21 protein-coding genes are annotated in these 20,144 nt (G+C 75.4%); 11 read left to right on the forward strand and 10 right to left on the reverse strand.

Annotated features, from left to right (window positions below; all coding sequences use genetic code 11):
• Positions 1 to 2: 2 nt before the first annotated feature.
• Both Sya03_RS29345 and Sya03_RS29350 read right to left on the reverse strand, forming a co-directional pair.
• A complete protein-coding gene (locus Sya03_RS29345) occupies positions 3 to 1,169 on the reverse strand; it encodes a metallophosphoesterase (protein ID WP_203941692.1) in 1,167 nt (388 codons plus the stop codon).
• 10 nt (positions 1,170 to 1,179) lie between these two features.
• Positions 1,180 to 2,028, reverse strand: coding sequence for a patatin-like phospholipase family protein (locus tag Sya03_RS29350; protein ID WP_203941693.1), 849 nt, complete (start codon positions 2,026 to 2,028; stop codon positions 1,180 to 1,182).
• Positions 2,029 to 2,156: 128 nt separating this feature from the next.
• On the opposite strand from Sya03_RS29350, the gene Sya03_RS29355 reads away from it, so the two are divergent.
• Entirely contained in the window at positions 2,157 to 4,070 is a 1,914-nt protein-coding gene (locus Sya03_RS29355) for a LamG-like jellyroll fold domain-containing protein (RefSeq protein WP_239107936.1), read from the forward strand.
• A 4-nt stretch (positions 4,071 to 4,074) separates the two neighbouring features.
• Here the strand turns inward: Sya03_RS29355 and Sya03_RS29360 are convergent, their stop codons facing one another.
• Genes Sya03_RS29360 through Sya03_RS29370 form a run of 3 tightly spaced genes read right to left on the reverse strand, consistent with a single transcriptional unit; the run spans position 4,075 to position 6,004 of the window.
• Entirely contained in the window at positions 4,075 to 4,503 is a 429-nt protein-coding gene (locus Sya03_RS29360) for a cupin domain-containing protein (RefSeq protein WP_370871934.1), read from the reverse strand.
• Positions 4,467 to 4,712 carry a phosphopantetheine-binding protein gene (locus tag Sya03_RS29365; RefSeq protein WP_203941695.1) on the reverse strand — a complete coding sequence of 82 codons (246 nt, stop codon included), beginning with the start codon at positions 4,710 to 4,712 and terminating at the stop codon, positions 4,467 to 4,469. The genes Sya03_RS29360 and Sya03_RS29365 overlap by 37 nt, the downstream gene beginning before the upstream one ends.
• A complete protein-coding gene (locus Sya03_RS29370; protein ID WP_203941696.1) occupies positions 4,709 to 6,004 on the reverse strand; it encodes a SidA/IucD/PvdA family monooxygenase in 1,296 nt (431 codons plus the stop codon). Before Sya03_RS29370 ends, Sya03_RS29365 begins: the two co-directional genes overlap by 4 nt.
• 110 nt (positions 6,005 to 6,114) lie before the next feature.
• On the opposite strand from Sya03_RS29370, the gene Sya03_RS29375 reads away from it, so the two are divergent.
• The 5 genes from Sya03_RS29375 (at position 6,115) to Sya03_RS29395 (ending at position 10,710) form a co-directional block, all read left to right on the forward strand.
• Positions 6,115 to 6,915 carry a 2,3-dihydro-2,3-dihydroxybenzoate dehydrogenase gene (locus Sya03_RS29375; protein ID WP_203941697.1) on the forward strand — a complete coding sequence of 267 codons (801 nt, stop codon included), beginning with the start codon at positions 6,115 to 6,117 and terminating at the stop codon, positions 6,913 to 6,915.
• 16 nt (positions 6,916 to 6,931) lie between these two features.
• Entirely contained in the window at positions 6,932 to 8,080 is a 1,149-nt protein-coding gene (locus Sya03_RS29380; protein WP_203941698.1) for an isochorismate synthase, read from the forward strand.
• Entirely contained in the window at positions 8,081 to 9,667 is a 1,587-nt protein-coding gene (locus tag Sya03_RS29385; protein ID WP_203941699.1) for a (2,3-dihydroxybenzoyl)adenylate synthase, read from the forward strand. It abuts the gene before it with no gap.
• A 5-nt stretch (positions 9,668 to 9,672) separates the two neighbouring features.
• On the forward strand, positions 9,673 to 10,299 hold the full coding sequence (locus Sya03_RS29390) for an isochorismatase family protein (protein ID WP_203941700.1): 627 nt from the start codon (positions 9,673 to 9,675) through the stop codon (positions 10,297 to 10,299).
• Between the two features lie 126 nt (positions 10,300 to 10,425).
• Positions 10,426 to 10,710, forward strand: coding sequence for a hypothetical protein (locus tag Sya03_RS29395; RefSeq protein ID WP_203941701.1), 285 nt, complete (start codon positions 10,426 to 10,428; stop codon positions 10,708 to 10,710).
• A gap of 4 nt (positions 10,711 to 10,714) precedes the next feature.
• Here Sya03_RS29395 and Sya03_RS29400 read toward each other — a convergent pair whose 3' ends face one another.
• Positions 10,715 to 11,506, reverse strand: a complete 792-nt coding sequence (locus Sya03_RS29400) for an ABC transporter permease (RefSeq protein ID WP_203941702.1) — start codon at positions 11,504 to 11,506, stop codon at positions 10,715 to 10,717.
• Positions 11,503 to 12,402, reverse strand: coding sequence for an ABC transporter ATP-binding protein (locus Sya03_RS29405; RefSeq protein ID WP_203941703.1), 900 nt, complete (start codon positions 12,400 to 12,402; stop codon positions 11,503 to 11,505). The genes Sya03_RS29400 and Sya03_RS29405 overlap by 4 nt, the downstream gene beginning before the upstream one ends.
• Positions 12,403 to 12,517: 115 nt before the next feature.
• Between Sya03_RS29405 and Sya03_RS29410 the strand changes: the two genes are divergently transcribed.
• The 3 genes from Sya03_RS29410 to Sya03_RS29420 are packed head-to-tail and all read left to right on the forward strand — an operon-like array spanning position 12,518 to position 15,832.
• Positions 12,518 to 13,741: a sensor histidine kinase gene (locus tag Sya03_RS29410; protein WP_203941714.1), complete on the forward strand. Its 1,224-nt coding sequence runs from the start codon at positions 12,518 to 12,520 to the stop codon at positions 13,739 to 13,741.
• Positions 13,738 to 14,379 carry a response regulator gene (locus tag Sya03_RS29415; protein ID WP_203941704.1) on the forward strand — a complete coding sequence of 214 codons (642 nt, stop codon included), beginning with the start codon at positions 13,738 to 13,740 and terminating at the stop codon, positions 14,377 to 14,379. Before Sya03_RS29410 ends, Sya03_RS29415 begins: the two co-directional genes overlap by 4 nt.
• 19 nt (positions 14,380 to 14,398) lie before the next feature.
• Positions 14,399 to 15,832, forward strand: coding sequence for a pyridoxal phosphate-dependent decarboxylase family protein (locus Sya03_RS29420; RefSeq protein WP_203941705.1), 1,434 nt, complete (start codon positions 14,399 to 14,401; stop codon positions 15,830 to 15,832).
• On the opposite strand, the gene Sya03_RS29425 is transcribed toward Sya03_RS29420, so the two are convergent.
• Positions 15,807 to 16,130 carry an ArsR/SmtB family transcription factor gene (locus Sya03_RS29425; RefSeq protein WP_203941706.1) on the reverse strand — a complete coding sequence of 108 codons (324 nt, stop codon included), beginning with the start codon at positions 16,128 to 16,130 and terminating at the stop codon, positions 15,807 to 15,809. The genes Sya03_RS29420 and Sya03_RS29425 overlap by 26 nt on opposite strands.
• Positions 16,108 to 16,545, reverse strand: coding sequence for an SRPBCC family protein (locus tag Sya03_RS29430; RefSeq protein WP_203941707.1), 438 nt, complete (start codon positions 16,543 to 16,545; stop codon positions 16,108 to 16,110). Before Sya03_RS29430 ends, Sya03_RS29425 begins: the two co-directional genes overlap by 23 nt.
• 186 nt (positions 16,546 to 16,731) lie before the next feature.
• Here Sya03_RS29430 and Sya03_RS29435 point away from each other — a divergent pair, with 186 nt between their 5' ends.
• Entirely contained in the window at positions 16,732 to 18,003 is a 1,272-nt protein-coding gene (locus tag Sya03_RS29435; RefSeq protein WP_203941708.1) for a multidrug effflux MFS transporter, read from the forward strand.
• A 31-nt stretch (positions 18,004 to 18,034) separates the two neighbouring features.
• Complete coding sequence (locus tag Sya03_RS29440; RefSeq protein WP_275411491.1) at positions 18,035 to 19,315, forward strand: putative bifunctional diguanylate cyclase/phosphodiesterase; 1,281 nt, start codon at positions 18,035 to 18,037, stop codon at positions 19,313 to 19,315.
• A gap of 19 nt (positions 19,316 to 19,334) precedes the next feature.
• On the opposite strand, the gene Sya03_RS29445 is transcribed toward Sya03_RS29440, so the two are convergent.
• Positions 19,335 to 19,787, reverse strand: a complete 453-nt coding sequence (locus tag Sya03_RS29445; RefSeq protein ID WP_203941709.1) for a VOC family protein — start codon at positions 19,785 to 19,787, stop codon at positions 19,335 to 19,337.
• Positions 19,788 to 20,144: the final 357 nt, after the last annotated feature.

The raw sequence follows: 20,144 nt of genomic DNA on the forward strand, positions 1-20,144 counted from the left end.
GGCTACCCGGCCCGCAGCGTCAGCAGGGTGATCTCGCTCGGGGCGAACACCCGGAACGGCGGGCCCCAGAAGCCGGTGCCGCGGCTGGTGTAGAGCTGGGTGCGCTCGCCGTGCCGGCTGAGGCCCTGGAGCACGGGCTGGTCGGTGCGCACGAGGTAGTGGAAGGGCCAGATCTGGCCGCCGTGGGTGTGGCCGGACAGCTGGAGGTCGATGCCGTGGGCGACGGCGCCGTCGATCTGTTTCGGCTGGTGGGCCAGCAGCAGGACGGGCAGCGCCGGGTCGGCGCCGGCGAGGGCGGCCTCGTGGTCGGCGTGGTGGTCCTCGATGCCGGAGAACTCGGCGGTGCGGTCGTCGACGCCGGCGATGACGAGGCTCGCGCCGTCGCGGGTGACGACGACGTGCTGGTTGTGCAGGATCTCCCAGCCGAGGGTGCGCATCCGGTCGAGCCAGCCGAGGGCGCCGCTGTAGTACTCGTGGTTGCCGGTGACGTAGACGCGGGCCATCGTCGCGCGGATGTCGCCGAGCGGGGCGGACTGCTCGGTGCGCTGGTCGGCGGTGCCGTCGGCGATGTCGCCGGTGTGGCAGACGACGTCGGGGTCGAGGGCGTTGACGGCCTCGGTGACGCCGCGCGACCAGCGGGCGCGGTCGATGGGGCCGTAGTGGGTGTCGGTGATCTGGACGACGCGCAGCCCGTCGAGCCCGGCGCCGAGGCGGGGCAGCCGGACCTCGACCTCGCGGACGCGGGGCACGCGCATGGCCTCGTAGTGGCCCCACAGGGCCAGCACCACGACGACCACGGCGACGGCGGCGGCGGCGATGCGGGCCGCGCCGTCGACGCCGAGCAGGGCCAGGCGCAGCACGTTGCCGATGATCGACCACACGAAGGCGATCCACACGAGGCCGAGGATGGTGTCGCCGATCGTCGACGCGGTGTCGTTGCCGCGGGCGTGGCCGAGGAACATGCCGGCCGGGAACGCGAGCAGCGCCACCAGGAAGACGGCGGTGGCGGCGACGGTGACGGGCAGCGGCCAGGCGGGCGCGAGGACCAGGGTCCACCACGGCACGCCGAACAGCAGCAGCAGGACGGCGGCGATGGTGACGCCGGTGCGGACGGCGCGGCCGCGGCGCGGGCGGGGGCGGGCCTCGGTGGTGGTCACACGACCCAGCATGACACCGCCGTCAGGCGGCCGGCGGCGTCCAGATCATCCGGACGCGGTCGGCGACCCGGGCGGCCTGGGCGCGGCCGGCGTGGGCGGACGCGACCCGGTTGGCCGGGTCGAGCACGTTGCGGCCGATGGCGGCCAGCGCAGGCGGGTCGGGGGTGAGCACGATCGACGGGACGCCGAGCGCGGCGGCCTGCGCCTGCGGGCGGTCGCTGCGGCGCAGGGCGCGGCTGAGCGGGGCGATCACGACGACCCGGTCGGCGCCGGCGGCGAGGTCGACGTTGGCGACGGTGCGCATGCCGCCGTCGAGGTAGCGGCGATCGCCGATGGTGACGGGCGGCCACACGATGGGCACGGCGCAGCTGGCGCCGACGGCGTCGGTGAGGGGGACGCCGCTGTCGCGGTCGAAGACGACGGGTTCGCCGGACCCGGCGTCGACGGCGGTGACGAGCAGCCGCCGGTCGGGCCACCGCTGCTGGGGCACGCGGTGGGCGATGACGGCGCGGCGTTCGCTCTCGGGGACGGTCTTCGCCCGCAGGGCGGCGCGGCCGAGCCAGGCGCGGCCGCGGTGGCGGGGGCCGGGGATCGCGGAGGCGATGACGAACCGGGCGAGGACGGCGGCGCCGATCTCGGCCCGGCGTTCGGCCGCGGGCGGCTCGGTCTGCTGGGCGAACATCTCGGGCAGGGGCGTGCCGCTGCCGATCTGCGCGGCGACGACCGAGCCGGCGGAGGTGCCGATGAGCGTGTCGGCGCCGGTGAGGTCGACGCCGTGTTCGGCCAGGCCGTGCAGCAGCCCGATCTCCCAGGCCACGCCGGTGACCCCGCCCCCGCCGAGCACCAGCGCCCGGCCGCCCTGTTCCGCCATCGGCCCATCGTGGCACGTCGATGAGCGGTTGGCGATCTAGGGATTTGTCCGTTCGGCGGGGCAGGACAGCCGAACGCGCGACCGCGGGAGAACGGCTGCGGCGCAGCACTACCGTTACCGTGGTTCGCGTGTATTCGACCCGCTCTGTCCTAAAATCGTCGCTCCGGCTGGGGGCGGCCGTCGCCGCCGTCGCCGCCGTCTGCCTCGTGGCCCCCGCCGAGGCCGCCGTGAGCACCGCGCCCGCCCCGAGCTTCGACGGCCCGGTGCACGCCGTCGCGTTCCGCGGGGACACCGTCTACGTCGGCGGGTCGTTCACCAAGGCCATCGTGGGCGGCAAGCAGATCGCCCGGCAGCGGCTGGCCGCGTTCGACGCCCGTACCGGCGCCCTGCGGGCCTGGACGCCCACCGCGGACGGCACCGTGCGCGCGCTGGCCGTCGACGGCGCCACCGTGTACGCGGCCGGCGAGTTCGCCACCGTCTCCGGGCAGAACCGCAAGGCCGTCGCCGGTCTCGACGCGACGTCCGGCGCGCTCACCACGTTCAAGCACACCGTCGTGGGCACACCCACCTCGCTCGCCACCGGCAACGGCCGGCTGTACGTCGGCGGCCGGATCACGTCCGTGAACGGCGTGGCCCGCACCAACCTGGCCGCGTTCAGCACGACCACGGGCGCCCTCGACAACGGCTGGAAGCCCACCGCCGACGACTGGGTCAACTCCTTGGCCCTGTACGGCGGCAAGGTGTACCTCGGCGGCAGCTTCAAGAAGACCAACGGCATCAGCTCCACCTGGCGGCTGACCCGCGTGGACGCCCTCACGGGCGCGCTGGACACCACGTTCCTGCCGCGGCCGGAGTCGCAGGTGTACGCGGTGACCGCCGACGCGACCGGCATCTACGCGGCGCACGGCGGGCAGGGCGGCCGGGCCATCGCGTACACGACGACCGGCGCGGTGCGCTGGAACCGGGCGTTCGACGGCGACGCGCAGGCGATCACGACCCTCGACGGCACCGTCTACGTCGGCGGGCACTTCGACGTGGCCTGCACGACCGGCAACAACGGCGTCCAGGGCGTGTGCACCGACGGCTCGGTGCCGCGGGTGAAGTTCGCGGCGATCACCCAGGCCGGCGAGCTGACCGGCTGGAACCCGGCGGGCAACGGCGTCGTGGGCGTGCGGTACATGGCGGCCAGCGCCGAGCTGGGCCTGGTCGCGGCGGCCGGCGACTTCACGCTGATCGACGGCGTGGCGCAGAAGCGGTACGCGTCGTTCCCGGTGAGCGGCACGACGACCCCGTCGCCGACGACGCCGTCGCCGTCGGTCTCGCCGTCGGTCTCGCCGTCGGTCTCGCCGTCGGTCTCGCCGTCGCCCTCGTCCACCGCCACCGTCAGCCCGAGCCCCACTGCGGCGGCGCGGGCGGTCGAGTTCACCTTCGACTCCCGCAACGCCGACGGGTCGTTCCCCGACACCCACGGCGGCGCCCCGCTGCGCCCGCTCGGCGCCGACGGGGGCGCGCCCGTCGTCACCGCCCGCGGCACGGGCAGCGCGCTGACGTTCCCGGGGCCGTGCACGGGCACCACCTGCCCGCGCCTGATCCTGGAGGCGACGGCCACGTCGGCGCTCAACCCGGGCGCGGGCAACTTCGCGTACGGCGCGAGCGTGCGGGTCACCCCGGAGCAGACCACCGACGGCGAGAACGTGCTCCAGAAGGGCTACTCCACCAGCGGCAGCCACTTCAAGCTGCAGGTGGACGGCACGCCGGGCAACCCGAGCTGCGCCGTCACCAGCACCACCGGCACGACCATCTACCTGGCCAAGAGCACCGTGACCGTGGCCGACGGCGCATGGCACACGCTCGAGTGCCGGCGCACCGGCACGACGTTCGCCATCCTGGTCGACGGCGTGGTGCGGGGCACGAAGACGATCCCGGCCGACCTGACCGTGGCGAACAGCCAGCCGCTGCGGGTCGGCGGCAAGGGCCTCACGGCCGACAACGACCAGTTCCGCGGCCAGCTCGACGACCTCTGGGTCGACGCCGTCGTCTGACGCCTCACTCCAGCAGGCGGAAGTCGGCGAACTCGAACCCGGGCGCCACGACGCAGCTGACCAGCACGTGCTCGTTCCCGGCCGGTTCGGCGGCCTGCCGCACCCCGGCCGGGACGAGCGCCTGCGGCCGCTGGCCCGCCGCCACGTCCGGCCCGAGCACGACCTCGTCGTCGCCGACGCGCAGGCGCAGCGGGCCGCCGGAGTGCCAGAACCACAGCTCGTCCGAGGCGACCACGTGCCAGGCCGAGCGTTCGCCCGGGTGCAGCAGGAAGTAGATGGCGGTGGCGGCGACCCGGTCGCCGGCGGCGACCGTCGACCGGAACGTCTCCCGGTACCAGCCGCCCTCGGGGTGCGGCAGCAGGTCGAGCCGCTCGGCCAGCGGCGGGCGGTCGCCGGTCACCGCGCCGGCGACCCGGCGGCGAGCAGCGCCCACCAGCCCGCGACGGTCGGCCGCTCGGCCAGCTCCACGAAGCCGACCTGCACGCCGCCCGCGCGCCAGCGCTCGATGAGCGTCATGAGCCGGATCGAGTCGAGCCCGGCGTCCATCAGGTCGTCGTCCAGGCCGATCGCGTCGGCGGGCTCGTCGAGGACGGCGGCGATCTGGTCGCGCAGCTGTTCGGGGGACGACGGCAGGTCGCTCATGCGGTTCTCCTGTCGGTGCGGGCCGGTCGGCGGTCGGCGACGGCGGCGACCACGGAGTCGAGTATGTCGCCCGCCCGCAGCGCCACCGACGACAGCAGCGACGCCGTGACGCCGTGCACGTGCTCGGTGCCGCCCTGCAGGTAGACCCCGGCGGTCAGGGCGTCGTCGGTGACCACCCGGTAGTCGTGGTCGACGAGCAGGCGGCCCTCGTCGTCGCGGCGGCACAGCGCGGCGGTGGCGCCGAGGACGGCGGTGGGGTCGGCGGGGCGCAGGCCGGTGGCGAACACGACGGCGTCGGCGTCCAGCGGGACGACGTCGCCGCTGGCCAGGAACTCGACGGTGGCGGTGACGCCGCCGCCGCGGTCGTCCACCGAGGTCACCCGGGCGGCCTCGAGCAGCCGCAGCCGGTCCTCGCCGGTGACCCGCCCGGCGTAGCTGCTGCGGCGCAGGGCCCGGACCAGCTCGGTCTCGACGCCGGCGTGGTTGGTGGTGCCGTGGTGGTCGAGCAGCATCCGCTTGACGTCGGCGGGGGCGCCGAAGAACGTGTCGACGGCCTCGGGGGCGAACGGCCGTCCCGCGAAGCCGTCGTCGGGCGCGCCCCCGGCGGGGAACGGCAGCCAGCAGACCTCGGCGGCGGGGAAGCGCCGGTGCAGGTACGCCACGGACTCGGCGGCGCCCTGGCCCGCGCCGGCCACGACGAACCGGCGGGGGTCGCCGGGCGCGAGCCGCGCGGCGTGCAGCGCCAGGCCGGCGTTGTGCCAGACCCGGGCGGACGGCGTGACGCCCGCCGGCAGGCTGGGCACCAGGCCGGCGGCGACGACGACGGCGCGGGCGCGCAGCACCCGGGTGCCGCCGGCGTGCCGGGTGACCACGTCGACGACGTCGCCGCCGGGGACGACGTCGACGGCGGTGTGCCCGTAGGCGACCTGCGCGGCGAACCGGCCGGCCACCCACTCGAGGTAGGCGTGGAACTCCTGGCGCAGCGGGTACGCCGTGCCGAGCTCGCCGAACGCGCCGAGCCGGTCGTGGGCGTGCAGGAACGACACGAAGCTGTACTCGCTGGCCGGGTTGCGGGGCGTGACCAGGTCGGTGAGGAAGGGCGTGCGCATGGTGGCGCCGTCGAGCAGCGCGCCGCGGTGCCAGCCGAAGCGGTCCTGACGCTCCACGAAGGACGCCTCGACGCGGTCGGCGTCGCGTTCCGCGCGCGCGTTGTGCTCGGCGATCGCGACGGCGAGCGCCACGTTGGCGGGCCCGAAGCCGACGCCCACGAGGTCGACGACCCTCGATCCCACGGTGTTCTTCCTCTCCCGAGGCCGGCGCGACGCCACCGCCCTACTTAGGCTAACCTAAGCGAGCTGAGCCTAGCCTAATAAGGCCTGGCCACGAAAGGAGTGCCCCGCCCATGTCAGCACCGCCCCCGGCCGCCGCCGCGGCCCCGGACGGCATCGCCGGCACGACCGCCCTGGTCACCGGCGCGGGACACGGGATCGGGGCCGCCGTCGCCGCCGCGCTGGCCGCCCGCGGCGCCCGGGTCGCCTGCGTCGACGTGGACGGCCCCGCCGCCGCGGCGCGCGCGTCCGACCTGGACGGTGCACTGTCCTATGTGGCCGACGTCGCCGACCCGGACGCCGTCGAGCGCGCCTTCGCGGCCGCCGAGCGCGACCTCGGGCCGGTCGGCATCTGCGTCTCCGTCGCCGGCATCCTGCGCCCCGCCACGGTGCTGGACACCACCGACGCCGACTGGCGGGCCACCTTCGACGTCAACGCCACCGGGGTCTTCCACGTGCTGCGCGCCGCCGGGCGGCGGATGGCGCAGCGGGGCCGGGGCAGCATCGTGACCGTCGCCTCCAACGCGGCCGGCGTGCCGCGCACCGGGATGGCCGCGTACGCCGCCTCGAAGGCCGCCGCCACCCTGCTCACCAAGTGCCTCGGGCTGGAGCTGGCCGGCCGCGGCGTGCGGTGCAACGTCGTCGCGCCCGGCTCCACCGACACCGCCATGCAGCGTGCGCTGTGGACCGGCGACGACGGCGCCGCCAGGGTGATCGCGGGCTCCCCCGAGACGTTCCGGGCCGGCATCCCGCTGGGCCGCATCGCCGACCCCGCCGACGTCGCCGACGCCGTCGTCTTCCTCGCCTCCGACCAGGCCCGCCACATCACGATGCACGACCTGTACGTCGACGGCGGCGCGACGCTGCGCGCCTGATCACCCGGGAGACCTGATGACCACCGTCCAGCACGACGCCTCCGCCGACCTGCTCGCCCGGTACGACCCCGCGACCCCGTTCTTCTTCGCCTCGCCGCGCGGCACCCTCGCCACCGAGGGCGAGTTCTTCACCGTGCCCGACAGCGGCGACGTGCCGGCCTCCATCCGCGGGGTGCTCGACCTGGCCCGCACCGACGGGCAGGCCGACCCGATCGTGTGCGGCGCGCTGCCGTTCGACCGGTCGGGGCCGCCCCGGCTGACCGTGCCGGTGCGCACCCACCGGGCCGGGCCGCTGCCCACCCGCCTGGCGCCCCCGGCCGGCCCCGCCGCCGGACCGGTCCGCCGCGCCGAGGTGCCCAGCGGCGCGGCGTACGCCGACGGGGTGCGCCGCGCGGTGGCCCGGATGCGCGCCGGCGAGCTGGACAAGGTCGTGCTGGCCCGGGCCCTGGACGTCACCACCGACGCCCCGATCGACATCGGCCTGCTGCTGCGCCGCCTCGCCGCCCGCGACCCCACCGGCTACACGTTCGCGGCCGGGCTCGGCGAGGGTGCGGGCACCCTGGTCGGCAGCAGCCCCGAGCTGCTGCTGTCCCGGCACGGTGCGCTGGTCACCACGAACCCGCTGGCCGGCTCGATCGCCCGCAGCGCCGACCCGGCGGAGGACAGCGCCCGCGCCCACGCGCTGCTCGGCTCGCCGAAGGACCGCCGCGAGCACGCGCTGGTCATCGACGCCGTCGCCGAGGCGCTGCGCCCGTACTGCGACGACCTGGACGTGCCCGCCGGGCCGTGCCTGATCCGCACCGCGGCGATGTGGCACCTGTCCACCGTGATCACCGGCCGGGTCAAGGACCCGTCGATCAGCTCGCTGACGCTGGCCGCCGCCCTGCACCCGACCCCGGCGGTGTGCGGCACCCCGACCCCGGACGCCCGCGCCGCCATCGCCGAGTACGAGCCGTTCGACCGCGGCTTCTACACCGGCCTGGTCGGCTGGGAGGACGCCCGCGGCGACGGCGAGTGGGTGCTGGTGCTGCGCTGCGCCGTCGCCGAGGGCCGCACCGCCCGCCTGTACGCGGGCGCCGGCGTGGTGGCCGACAGCGACCCGCACGCCGAGCTGGCCGAGACCACGGCGAAGTTCCGCACGATGCTCACCGGATTGGGGCTGTAGATGGACCTGACGCCGTGGCCCGCCGAGTTCGCCGAGCGCTACCGCGCGGCCGGGTACTGGCGGGGTGAGTCGTTCAGCGCGGCGATCCGCTCGTGGGCCGACGCGCACGGCGACCGCGTGGCCGTCGTGGACGGCGACGTGCGGCGCACGTACCGGGAGCTGGACGCGCGGGCCTCGCGGTTCGCGGCCGGGTTCGCGGCGCGCGGCATCGCCCCGGGCGACCGGGTGGTGGTGCAGCTGCCGAACACCGCCGACTTCTTCGACGTGGTGTTCGGGCTGTTCCGGCTGGGCGCGGTGCCGGTGTTCGCGCTGCCCGCGCACCGGGAGAGCGAGCTGTCGTACTTCTGCCGGCACGCCGAGGCGGTCGCGCTGGTGATCCCGGGCGTGCACGAGGGCTTCGACCACGGCGGCCTGGTGCCGGCCGTGCGGGCGGCCGCGCCGAGCGTGCGGCACGTGTTCACGGCCGGCGACGACCTCGGCGCCGAACCGGTCGACCTCGCCGACCCGGGCGCGAGCGGGCTGGCGTTCCTCCAGCTCAGCGGCGGCAGCACCGGCCTGCCGAAGCTCATCCCGCGCACCGCCGACGACTACCTGTACAGCGTGCGGGCCAGCGCCGGCATCTGCGGCCTGTCGCCGGCCAGCGTCTACCTGTGCGCGCTACCGGTGGCGCACAACTTCCCGCTCAGCTCGCCCGGCGTGCTGGGGGTGCTGCACGCGGGCGGCACGGTGGTGATGTGCCCGCGGCCCAGCCCGGACGTGGCGTTCCCGCTCATCGAGCGCGAGCGGGTGACGATCACCGCCCTGGTGCCGCCGCTGGCGCTGGTCTGGCTGACCGCCGCCGAGCACACCGGCGCGGACCTGTCGTCGCTGGAGGTGCTGCAGGTCGGCGGCGCCAAGCTCACCGCGGACGCCGCCCGCCGGGTGCGCCCGGTGCTCGGCTGCGCCGTGCAGCAGGTCTTCGGCATGGCGGAGGGCCTGGTCAACTACACCCGGCTGGACGACCCGGCCGAGGTGCTGGAGGAGACGCAGGGCCGCCCGATCTCCCCCGACGACGAGCTGCTCGTCGTCGACGACGCGGGCGCGCCCGTGCCGCCCGGCGGCACCGGCCACCTGCTGACCCGCGGCCCGTACACGATCCGCGGCTACTACCGGGCCGAGGAGCACAACGCGACCGCGTTCACCCCGGACGGCTTCTACCGCACCGGCGACCTGGTGCGGATCACGCCCGCCGGGTACGTGGTCGTCACCGGCCGGGCCAAGGACCAGATCAACCGCGGCGGCGAGAAGATCGCGGCCGAGGAGGTCGAGAACCACCTGCTCGCCCACCCGGCCGTGCACGACGCCGCCGTGGTGGCCGTGCCGGACGCCTACCTCGGCGAGCGCACCTGCGCGTTCGTCACCCTGTCCGGGGACGGCCCGGTCAGCCCGGCGCAGCTGCGCGCGTTCGTCCGCTCGCGCGGGCTGGCCGCGTTCAAGGTGCCGGACAAGGTGCAGATCGTCGACGCGTTCCCGGTGACCGGCGTCGGCAAGGTCAGCCGCACCGACCTGCGCGCGGCCCTGCGCGCCCACCTCGCGAGAGAGTCCTGAGCCCGATGTCCCTGCCGCAGATCCCCGCCTACCCGCTGCCGACGGCGGCCGAGCTTCCGGCCGGCCGGGTCGGCTGGACCGTCGACCCGGCCCGCGCCGTGCTGCTGGTGCACGACATGCAGCGCCACTTCACCGGCGCGTTCGCCGGCGCCGAGCCGCTCGGCCGGGCGATCGAGAACATCGCCGCGCTGCGCAAGGTGTGCGCCGACGCGGGCGTCCCGGTGGTGTTCACCCGGCAGCCGGGCGGCCAGACCCGCGAGGAGCGGGGGCTGCTGCTCGACATGTGGGGCTGGGGCCCGCCCGCGACCGGGGAGGCGGTCGCGTTCGTCGACGAGCTGGTCCCGGGCGACGGCGACACGGTGGTGGAGAAGCGCCGGTACAGCGCGTTCGTCGACAGCCCGTTCGCCGAGGTGCTGGGCGGGCGCGACCAGCTGGTGATCACCGGCATCTACGCCCACATCGGCGTCGCGGCGACCGCCTGTGACGCGTTCATGCGGGGCATCCAGGCGTTCGTGGTGGCCGACGCGGTCGCCGACTTCAGCCGCGCCGACCACGACACCGCCCTGCGGTACGTGGCGAACCGGTGCGGCCGGGTCGTGACCGTCGAACAGACGGTGACCGCGCTGACGTGACGTTGCGTGATCGGACCGGCCCGCAAACGCTGGCCGATCGGGCAGGTGACCACGCTGCGTGAGGTCCCTAGGCTGCTGAGGTCGCGCCGCTGCCGCTGGCGTCACGCACGTTAAGGAGCCCTATCGGTGAACCTCATGGAGGTCGCGGTCTCGCTCACGGTGGTCATCGGCACGGGCGCGGCGGCGGCCGCCGCGCTGAACATGCCGGAGCTGACCGGCCGGGCGGAGAAGACGGCGGCCCGCGCCAGCTGCCACACGGTGGAGAACGCGTTCGCGGCCTACACCACCGACAACGGGGTGCCGCCGCGCACGATCGCCGACGTCCGCCCGTACGTGAAGGGCGACGTCAGCGAGTACCGGGTCACGAAGACCGGGGTGACCGGTCCGGGCTGTGTCCCGGCCACCCCGTGATCGACTACTTGATCTCGGCGCGCCGCACCCGCACGAGGCCGGCCACCAGCGGCAGGAAGATCCAGACCGCGGACGAGACGGCCAGCCGGGCCCACTGACCGCCGTCGAGCGCCTGGTCGCCGAGCATCGGCATCATGGTGGTGCCGAGGTCCAGCCACTCCGCGGCCGTGCGCAGGCTCGCGATCATGCCGCCGAGCATGCCCCACACCAGTGGCAGCGCGAAGTAGAGCACGATCGCCAGCGGCGAGTTCAGGAACAGCAGGCCGAACGCGGCGCCCATCAGCACGTTGAGCAGCTGGAACAGCACCGCCAGGCCGATCGACGTGGCGTCGACGTCCCAGTCGCCGGCGCCGCCGAGGGCCGCGCCGACCAGGTTGGCGCCCGCCGCGAAGGCGAGGCCGGCGACCACGGCCAGCAGGGCCGCGACCGCCCCGGCGAGCAGCTTCGCGGTGACCACCCGGCCGCGGCCGGGCACCAGCGCGAACGTCGTCATCGCGGTGCGCTGCGACCACTCGCTGGTCACGGACAGCACGCCGAGCACGGGCAGCAGGATGCCGGTCGGCAGCATGCTGGGCACGAAGAACTCGCGGTACGTGTGCTGCTCCGGGTCGAGCACGACCAGCTGCACCACCACGATCGCCACCGAGGCGAACGCGATCAGCCCCAGCAGCCACGCGCCCGCCCGGGTGTCGACCAGCTTGCGCAGCTCGACGGCCACCAGGCGGCCGAGCGGGGGACGGCCGGCGCCGATGTCGCGCGCCGCGGTCGTCGGGGTGGTCTCCAGCACGGCGGTCATGCCACGGCCTCCTTGGTCTCGGTGGCGGTCAGGCTCAGGAACAGCTGCTCCAGGCCGCCGTTGTCGGCGGCGCGCAGCTCCAGCAGCACGGTTCCGGCGGCCGCGGCGGCCCGGCCGACGGCCTCGGCGTCGGCGTGCACCAGCAGCGCCCCGTCGCCGCCCGCGGGCGTCGCCGCCAGCCCGGCGGCGGCCAGCGCCGACCGCAGCGCGGCGGCGTCCAGGCCCCGGACGATCGTGCCGGCGCCGGCCAGCAGCTCGCGCTGCGTGCCGTGCGCCACGATGCGCCCGCCCCCGATCACGACGAGCCGGTCGGCGACCGCCTCGACCTCGCGCAGCAGGTGCGACGACAGCAGCACCGTGCCGCCCCGGTCGGCGAAGTCGCGCAGCAGCCCGCGCATCCAGAAGATGCCCTCCGGGTCGAGGCCGTTCGCCGGCTCGTCGAGGATCAGCACGGCCGGGTCGCCCAGCAGCGCCTGCGCGATGCCGAGCCGCTGCCGCATGCCCAGCGAGTACGCCCCGACCCGGCGCTTGGCGGCCCGCTCGTCCAGGCCGACCCGGGTCAGCAGCTCGTCGGCGCGGGTGGCGGGCAGCCCGATCAGCCGCGCGGTCAGTGTCAGGGTCTCGCGGCCACTACGCCCGGAGTGCATGGCGCCCGCGTCGAGCAGCACGCCGACGTGCCGTCCGGGGTTGGCGAGCCGGGCGTACGGCACGCCCAGCAGCGTGGAGCCGCCGGCGTCCGGCCGGGTCAGCCCGGCGATCATGCGCATGGTGGTGGACTTGCCCGCGCCGTTCGGGCCCAGGAATCCGGTGACGGTGCCCGGCTCGCAGGTGAACGACACGTCGTCGACGGCGGTGTACGCGCCGTACCGTTTGCTGAGGTGCTCCACGACGATCATGCCTCCCAGCGTGGCCGCCGGGGGCCGCCCGGCGCGTCGGTCCGGGGGCGAGGGCGGCACCGACTTTGGTCGGTATCCCGCACCGTCTCCCGGCTCCTACAGTGAGGCCATGGGAGTGACGACCGCCGCCGTCCGCCGGCCGGAGCTGCCGGGGCTGCTGCCCGCCTCGCTGGCCGGGTCGTCCGCCGGCGCGGCGCGCCGCTCGGGCCGCGACTGGTTCGTCGACGTCCTCTGCTTCCTCATCGCGGCGTCCTTCGTCGTGAACTACGGCTTCGAGATGATCAGCGGCGCCGACCCGGTGCCCGACGCGATGATGGTCGCCGACATCGCCGCCGGCGTGCTCGCCACGATCGGGCTGTGGTGGCGCCGGCGCTGGCCGGTCGCGTTCGCGCTGGCCCTGCTGCCGGTCGGGCTGTACGCCGACACGGCGAGCGGCGCGAGCCTGATCGCCGTCTTCACGGTCGCGGTGCACCGGCGGGCGGCGATCGCCCTCGGCGTGGGCGCGCTGCACATGCTCAGCTGCATGCCGTACCTGGCGATCCGGCCGGACCCGCAGCTGCCGTACTGGACGGTCCTGGTCATCGTCTGGCTGGTCATCGCGGCGACGGTGGCGTGGGGCATGTTCGTGCGGGCGCGCCGGCAGCTGATCCTGTCGCTGCGCGACCGCGCCGAGCAGGCCGAGGCGGAGCAGGAGCTGCGCGTGCAGCAGGCCCGGCAGGTGGAACGCACCCGCATCGCCCGGGAGATGCACGACGTGCTCGCGCACCGCATCTCGCTGCTCAGCCTGCACGCGGGCGCACTGGAGTTCCGCCCGGACGCCCCGAGCGACGAGGTGGCGAAGGCGGCCGGGGTGATCCGGTCCAGCGCCCACCAGGCCCTGCACGACCTGCGCGAGGTGATCGGCGTGCTGCGCGACGACCCGGCGGCCGACGCGCCCGTGCCGCCGCAGCCGACGCTGGACGACCTGCCCGCCCTGGTCGACGAGTCCCGCCAGGCCGGCATGCGCATCCGCCTGCACGACGAGGTGCGCCGCGAGGCGGAGCCGCCGACCAGCGTGGGCCGCAGCGCGTACCGGGTCACGCAGGAGGCCCTGACGAACGCCCGCAAGCACGCGCCCGGCACCGCGGTCGAGGTCACCGTCGGGGGCGGGCCGGGCGACGGCCTGACCGTGGAGGTGCGCAACCCGTGGCCGGTCGGCGGCCCGTCCGGCATCCCCGGCGCGGGCACCGGCCTGGTCGGGCTGGCCGAGCGGGTGCAGCTGGCGGGCGGCCGGCTCGCGCACGGCCGCACCCCGGACGGCAGCTTCCGCGTGCACGCCTGGCTGCCGTGGCCCGCATGACCCGGGTGCTGATCGTCGACGACGACCCGCTCGTGCGCACCGCCCTGACGATGATGCTCACCGGCGCCGACGGCATCACGGTGGTCGGCGAGGCGGCCGACGGCGCGGCCGGGCTCGCTGCGGCCCGCGAGCACCGCCCCGACGTCGTGCTGATGGACATCCGCATGCCGACGATGGACGGCCTCGCCGCCACCGAGGCGCTGCGCGCCCGTCCGGACGCGCCCGAGGTGATCGTGCTGACCACGTTCGACGCCGACGAGTTCGTGCTGCGGGCGCTGCGCGCGGGCGCGGGCGGTTTCCTGCTGAAGGACACCCCGCCGCCGCAGCTGGTGGCGGCGATCAAGGCGGTCGCGGCGGGCGAGGCCAGCCTGTCGCCCACGGTCACCCGCCAGCTCATCACCCACGTGGCCGGTCCGCCGCCGCCCGCCGCGCAGGCCCGGGCGGCGCTGGCCCGGCTGAGCGAACGCGAGCGCGAGGTGGCCCTGGCGATCGGCGCGGGCATGTCCAACGCGGAGATCGGCACGCGGCTGTTCATGAGCGTCGCCACGGTGAAGGCGCACGTGTCGCGCATCCTCACCAAGCTCGACCTCAACAACCGCGTCCAGATCGCCCTGCTGGCCCACGACGCCGCCCGCTGAGCGGTGCCATGCTGAGCGCATGGCTGACCCGGATTCCGAACGCGCCGCGGCCGCCGGCGCCCTGGCCCGCGTGCACGCCGCCGCCGGCCCGTACCTGGACTCGCTGGCCGACCGGCCCGTTTACGACCGGTCCGCCGAGAAGCTGCTGCACGAGCTGGGCGGCCCGCTGCCGGAGGGCGGCGCGGGCACGGAGGCGGCGGTGGAGCTGCTGCTGCGGGTGGGCGCCGCCGCCGCGACCACGTCGTCCGGGCCGCGGTTCTTCCACTTCGTGACCGGCGGGTCGACGCCCGCGGCGCTGGCCGCCGACTGGGCGGCGTCGCTGTTCGACCAGAACGCGTTCGCCCGGGTGTCGTCGGCGTTCGGCCACGAGGTCGAGACGGTGGCGCTGGACTGGCTGCGGCAGCTGTTCGGCCTGCCGGAGGGCTGGGGCGGGGCGCTGGTCGCGAGCGCCACGTTCGCGAACTTCACGTCCCTCGGCTGCGCCACCCAGTGGTGGGGCGAGCGGCACGGCGCGGACACGGTGCGCGACGGGCTGTCGGGCCTGCCCCGGATGCCGGTGCTGTCCGGCGGGTACGTCCACGCGAGCGCCCGCAAGGCGCTGCAGATGCTGGGCCACGGCCGCGACGCCGTCGAGGTGTTCGCCCGCGACGCGGTGGGCCGGGTCGACCTGGCCGCGATGGACGCCCGGCTGGCCGAGCTGGGCGGCCCCGCCGTGATCATCGGCAACGCGGGCGAGGTGAACGCGGGCGACGTCGACCCCGTCGCCGACCTGGCGGAGCTGGCCGAGCGGCACGGGGCCTGGCTGCACGTGGACGGCGCGTTCGGGCTGTTCGCCGCCCTGTCGCCGCGCACCGCGCACCTGGTGGCGGGCATCGAGCGGGCCGACTCCATCGCCGCCGACGGGCACAAGTGGCTCAACGTGCCGTACGAGAGCGGCTTCGCGCTGATCCGCGAGCCGGCCCGGCTGGGCACCGCGTTCGGCATGCCGGGGGCGGCGTACCTGCCGGGCCCGCAGGACCCGGGCGGCGGCTACGCGCTCTACGGTCCGGAGTCGTCGCGCCGGGCCCGGGCGCTGCCGGTGTGGGCGACGCTCGCCGCGTACGGCCGCACCGGGTACCGCGCGATGGTGGAGCGCCACCTGGACCTGGCGCAGCACCTGGCCCGCCGCGTCGAGCAGGCGCCGGACCTGGAGCTGCTGGCCGAGGCGCGGCTGTGCATCGTGTGCTTCCGGGCCGCCCCGCCGGGCGTGCCGGAGGACGCCCTCGACGACCTGAACCGGGCGGTCGCCGCCGCGCTGCTCGACGACGGCCGGGTGTACGCCGGCGGCACCGTGTACGGCGGGAGGGCGGCGCTGCGCCCGGCGATCGTGAACTGGCGGACGACCGCGGACGACGTCGACCTGTTCGTCGACGTCGTCCGCGAGCTGGTCAGCCGCCTTCGGCCAGCCGCTTGATGCGCTCCAGGCGGGCGTCCCACTCGGCGGCGCGCGCCTCGAGCCAGCGGGCCGCCTCGGTGAGCCGCTGGGTGCGCACGGCGTAGCGCACCTCGCGGCCGTGCCGCTGCCCGCTCACCAGGCCGGCCTCGTCGAGCACGCCGAGGTGCTTGACGATGGCCTGCCGGGTGACGGGCACGTCGGACGCCAGCGCGGTGGCGGTGGCGGAGCCGCGCGCCCCGATCGCCGTGAGCAGTTCGCGGCGGGTCGGGTCGGCGAGCGCGGCGAAGACGTCGTCAGCGCTTCTCGGCGTACGCACGCAGGTTCTCGCTCTGGATCTGCCAGCCGCCGGTGTTGTCCTCGTGCTTGGCGCGCTGCTCGTCGGCGGGCACGGCGAGCGCCTCGAAGCCGGTCTCGACGATGGTGAGCCGGGTGCCGTCGTCCTCGGGGGCGAGGGTGAACTCGACGAGCGTGCTGCGGCCGGGCGCGGGCTCCTCGCCCGGCTGGAACGCCCACCGCCACGCGAAGACGTGCGGCTCCTCGACCCGCTCGACCACCCCGTAGCCGGTGCCGTGCGCCGCCCAGCCGACGGCGAGGCGGCCGCCGGGGCGCGGGTCGAGCTCGGCGGTCTCGCTGAACCACTGCGCGATGTGCTCGGCGGAGGTCAGCACCGTCCACACCCGCTCGACGGGCGCCTGGATGAAGATGTCGCGTTCGATCCTGTCGTGACTCATACCCGCAACCCTAGAGTTGCACATGTGTTTACGCAACCCTCGGGTTGCACGTACCCCGGACGGGTGTGACGCCGCCCACGGCGCGCCGACGGCGGGAATCCGCCCCGGCCGGAGGGTCTTGGGCCCAGGTGAGGGCCGCGCTTCGCGCGGCCTTCGACGTTCGACTACCGGAACAGGGGAACACCCATGACCACGCTCGCCGACAAGCCGGCCGTCGCCGAAGGGTCGCCCGGCGACTCGTGGACGACCGCGCAGCGGCTGCGGCTCGTGCTCGTGCTGGGTGCGCTGATCGCGATCGGCCCGCTCACCATCGACATGTACCTGCCCGCACTGCCCACCATCACCGAGCAGCTGCGGGCCACCCCGGCCGCCGTCCAGCTCACCCTGACGGGCACGCTCGCCGGGCTCGCCCTGGGCCAGCTGTTCATCGGCCCGATGTCGGACCGGTTCGGCCGCCGCCGCCCGCTGCTCGCCGGCGTCGCCGTGCACGTCGTCGCGTCGATCCTGTGCGCCATCGCCCCGAACCTCGCCGTCCTCGGCACGCTGCGCGTCCTGCAGGGCCTCGGCGCGGCCGCCGCGGCCGTCATCGCGATGGCGATCGTGCGCGACCTGTTCACCGGCCTCGCCGCCGCCAAGCTGCTGTCCCGGCTGATGCTCGTCATGGGCGCCGCCCCGGTGCTCGCCCCCACGCTCGGCGGCGAGGTGCTGCGCTTCACCGACTGGCGCGGCGTCTTCGCCGCGCTCGCCGTCCTCGGCGTGCTGATCGGCCTGCTCGCGCTCGCCTGGCTGCCGGAGACCCTGCCGCAGGCCCGCCGCCGCACCGACGGCGTCGTGGGCACGCTGCGCACGTACGCCTCGCTGCTGCGCGACCGCAGGTTCGTCGGCCTCATCCTGGTCGCCGGCCTGGCGATGGCCGGCCTGTTCGCGTACGTGTCGGGCTCGTCGTTCGTCTTCCAGGAGCAGTACGGCATGGACGAGCAGCGCTTCGCGCTGACGTTCGGCGCGGGCGCCGTCGGCCTCATCGCCGCCACCCAGCTCAACGTCCGCCTGCTGCGCCGCTTCACCCCCGGCCAGATCCTCGGGTACGCCCTGGCCGGCGGCACCGTCATGGCGTTCGTGCTGGTGTTCTTCGCCGCCACCGGCGTGGGCGGCCTGCCGCCGCTGCTGATCTCCCTGTGGTCCGTCCTGGCGTTCGCCGGCCTGGCCTTCCCGAACGCCCCGGCGCTGGCGCTCAGCCGCCACGGCGAGGCGGCCGGCACGGCGTCGGCCCTGCTCGGCGCGGTGCAGTTCGGCGTGGGCGCGCTGGCGGCCCCGCTCGTCGGCGCCCTGGGCACCGGCGCGATCAGCATGGCGAGCGTCATCGCCCTCGGCATGACCCTGGCCGTGGTGGTCCTGCTGGTCGTGGTGCGCCCCAGCGGGCTGGCGCCCGAACCTGCGGTCGCCGTCACAGGCGCTTGATCCGGACCGCCCCCGGCCGACCGTCCCTGCCGTGCGCACCCACGCCGACGCCGGTCCCGGCACCCGCCCCGAGGCGGGCGCCGGGACCGCCCGCGCGTCGTTCCTGCGCGCCGTCGCCGCGTCCCCCGCACCGCCCGCCGTCCTGCTCGTCGACCTGGACCGCTTCGCCGACGTCAACGACACCGCCGGCACCCCGGCCGGCGACGCCGTCCTGACGGAGACCCTGCGCCGGCTGCGCGCCTGCCTGCGCCCCGGCGACACGGCCACCCGCCTGGGCGCCGACGAGTTCGCCGCCCTGCTCCCCGGCGCCGACCGCACCGAGGCGGAGACCATCGCGGCCCGCGTCCTGGCCGCCCTGCGCGCCCCGTTCGACACCGGCGGCACCCCGACCCACCTGACGGCCACCGCCGGCATCGCCACCGCCGGCGACCCGGACACGCTGCTGCGCCACGCCGGCCTGGCCCTGCGCCACGCCAAGCGCACCGGCCGCGACCACGCCGCCACGTTCCACCCCGCCCTGCAGGCCGCCCTGGACGAACGCGTCACCCTCGAGGCGGACCTGCGCCGCGCCCTCGACACCGCCGAGTTCACCGTCCACTACCAGCCCATCGTCAGACTGGGCACCGGCGACGTGACCGGCGTCGAGGCCCTGGTCCGCTGGCAGCACCCCACCCGCGGCCTCGTCCCGCCCCTGGACTTCATCCCCATCGCCGAGGACACCGGCCTCATCGTCCGCCTCGGCGAATGGGTCCTCCGCGAAGCCTGCACGCAGGCCGCCGCCTGGAACCGCCGCCGCCCCGCCCACCTGCCCCCGCTGACCGTCAGCGTGAACCTGTCCGCCCGCCAGCTCGACCGCCCCGACCTGCCCGCCACGGTGGCGTCGGCCCTGGCGGACGCCGGCCTGGACCCCGCCGGCCTCACCCTGGAACTGACCGAGTCCCTGCTCATCGGCAACACCGACGCCACCGTCCGCCGCCTGCACGACCTCAAGAGGCTCGGCGTCCGCCTGGCCGTCGACGACTTCGGCACCGGCTACTCGTCCCTGGCGTACCTCCGCAGCTTCCCCGTCGACGTCATCAAAATCGACAAGTCGTTCGTCGACGAACTCGGCCACGGCCCGGCCGCCTCCGCCCTCACCATGGCGATCGTGCAGCTCGGCCAGTCCCTGCACCTCACCACGGTCGCCGAGGGCGTCGAACAGGCGGCCCAGCGCTCGGAACTCGTCGACGGCAACTGCGAGTACGGCCAGGGGTACCTGTTCGCCCGGCCGCTGACCCCGGCCGCGGTGGAGCAGCTCCTGTTCCCGGCCTGACCGGCTTGCTCGCTGTCCGTCAGGCCGCGCAGAACTCGTTGCCCTCGGGGTCCAGCATGACCCACCAGTGACCGGCCGGGCCGTTGTCGACCTCACGAACCCGGGTCGCCCCCAGCCCTTCCAGCCGCTCGACGAGCTTGTCGAGGCCGCCGGGCTCGCTGTGGATGTCGACGTGCAGGCGGTTCTTGCCGGACTTCCCCTCGGGAACGTCCTGGAACAGCAGCCGCCGCCCCTGCCCGACGCCACTGTTCTCGTCGAACGGGTCGTCGGGGTGCCGGATGCCAGCCAGGCCGCGGAAGGTCTTGCGCCCGCCGTGGTCGTGGACCGCCTCCGGGGGGAGCTGCCCGGCGGCGAGCAGCTGGTCGATGAGCCTGGTGGGGTCCTCGACCTCGTACTCCAGGGCGGCGGCCCAGAAGTCGGCCAGAGCGACCGCATCGGCCGTGTCGATGACAAGCTTCCAACCGAGTGCCATGTAACTGGTTATAGCGGTTACACGACGCGGCCGCAACCCGGTTGAGGTCGGTGACGAGGCCCCACATCGGCCCCGACTGCTTCCCCTTAGCCGCCGGGGGCCCGGGTCGCTCAAGTACCGGCGCCGCTCAGAGCCAGCACCGCAGAAAGGTCGGCGCCATGGCGGCAGAGGCCGTCGGCCAGCGCCGCATGTTGGCCCCACGACCGGCGCTCAACCGCCACGGTCGAGCCGTGGAAAGCCAACCGTGGAGAGCCGCTGGAGAGGGCCGGCCGTGGATGGGCCGGCCGTGGATGGGCCGGCCGTGGATGGGCCGGCCGTGGATGGGCCGGCCGTGGATGGGCCGGCCGTGGATGGGCC

Origin of the sequence: Spirilliplanes yamanashiensis (assembly GCF_016863475.1) — a bacterium.
GTDB classification, from domain to species: domain Bacteria; phylum Actinomycetota; class Actinomycetes; order Mycobacteriales; family Micromonosporaceae; genus Spirilliplanes; species Spirilliplanes yamanashiensis.

What these genes read in the sequence shown, in the direction of transcription:
- Sya03_RS29345 (WP_203941692.1), bottom strand. Translation starts at nt 1,169, where the DNA reads ATGCTGGGTCGTGTGACCACCACCGAGGCCCGCCCCCGCCCGCGCCGC.
- Sya03_RS29350 (WP_203941693.1), bottom strand. Translation starts at nt 2,028, where the DNA reads ATGGCGGAACAGGGCGGCCGGGCGCTGGTGCTCGGCGGGGGCGGGGTC.
- Sya03_RS29365 (WP_203941695.1), bottom strand. Translation starts at nt 4,712, where the DNA reads ATGAGCGACCTGCCGTCGTCCCCCGAACAGCTGCGCGACCAGATCGCC.
- Sya03_RS29375 (WP_203941697.1), top strand. Translation starts at nt 6,115, where the DNA reads ATGTCAGCACCGCCCCCGGCCGCCGCCGCGGCCCCGGACGGCATCGCC.
- Sya03_RS29380 (WP_203941698.1), top strand. Translation starts at nt 6,932, where the DNA reads ATGACCACCGTCCAGCACGACGCCTCCGCCGACCTGCTCGCCCGGTAC.
- Sya03_RS29385 (WP_203941699.1), top strand. Translation starts at nt 8,081, where the DNA reads ATGGACCTGACGCCGTGGCCCGCCGAGTTCGCCGAGCGCTACCGCGCG.
- Sya03_RS29390 (WP_203941700.1), top strand. Translation starts at nt 9,673, where the DNA reads ATGTCCCTGCCGCAGATCCCCGCCTACCCGCTGCCGACGGCGGCCGAG.
- Sya03_RS29400 (WP_203941702.1), bottom strand. Translation starts at nt 11,506, where the DNA reads ATGACCGCCGTGCTGGAGACCACCCCGACGACCGCGGCGCGCGACATC.
- Sya03_RS29405 (WP_203941703.1), bottom strand. Translation starts at nt 12,402, where the DNA reads ATGATCGTCGTGGAGCACCTCAGCAAACGGTACGGCGCGTACACCGCC.
- Sya03_RS29415 (WP_203941704.1), top strand. Translation starts at nt 13,738, where the DNA reads ATGACCCGGGTGCTGATCGTCGACGACGACCCGCTCGTGCGCACCGCC.
- Sya03_RS29420 (WP_203941705.1), top strand. Translation starts at nt 14,399, where the DNA reads ATGGCTGACCCGGATTCCGAACGCGCCGCGGCCGCCGGCGCCCTGGCC.
- Sya03_RS29430 (WP_203941707.1), bottom strand. Translation starts at nt 16,545, where the DNA reads ATGAGTCACGACAGGATCGAACGCGACATCTTCATCCAGGCGCCCGTC.
- Sya03_RS29435 (WP_203941708.1), top strand. Translation starts at nt 16,732, where the DNA reads ATGACCACGCTCGCCGACAAGCCGGCCGTCGCCGAAGGGTCGCCCGGC.
- Sya03_RS29445 (WP_203941709.1), bottom strand. Translation starts at nt 19,787, where the DNA reads ATGGCACTCGGTTGGAAGCTTGTCATCGACACGGCCGATGCGGTCGCT.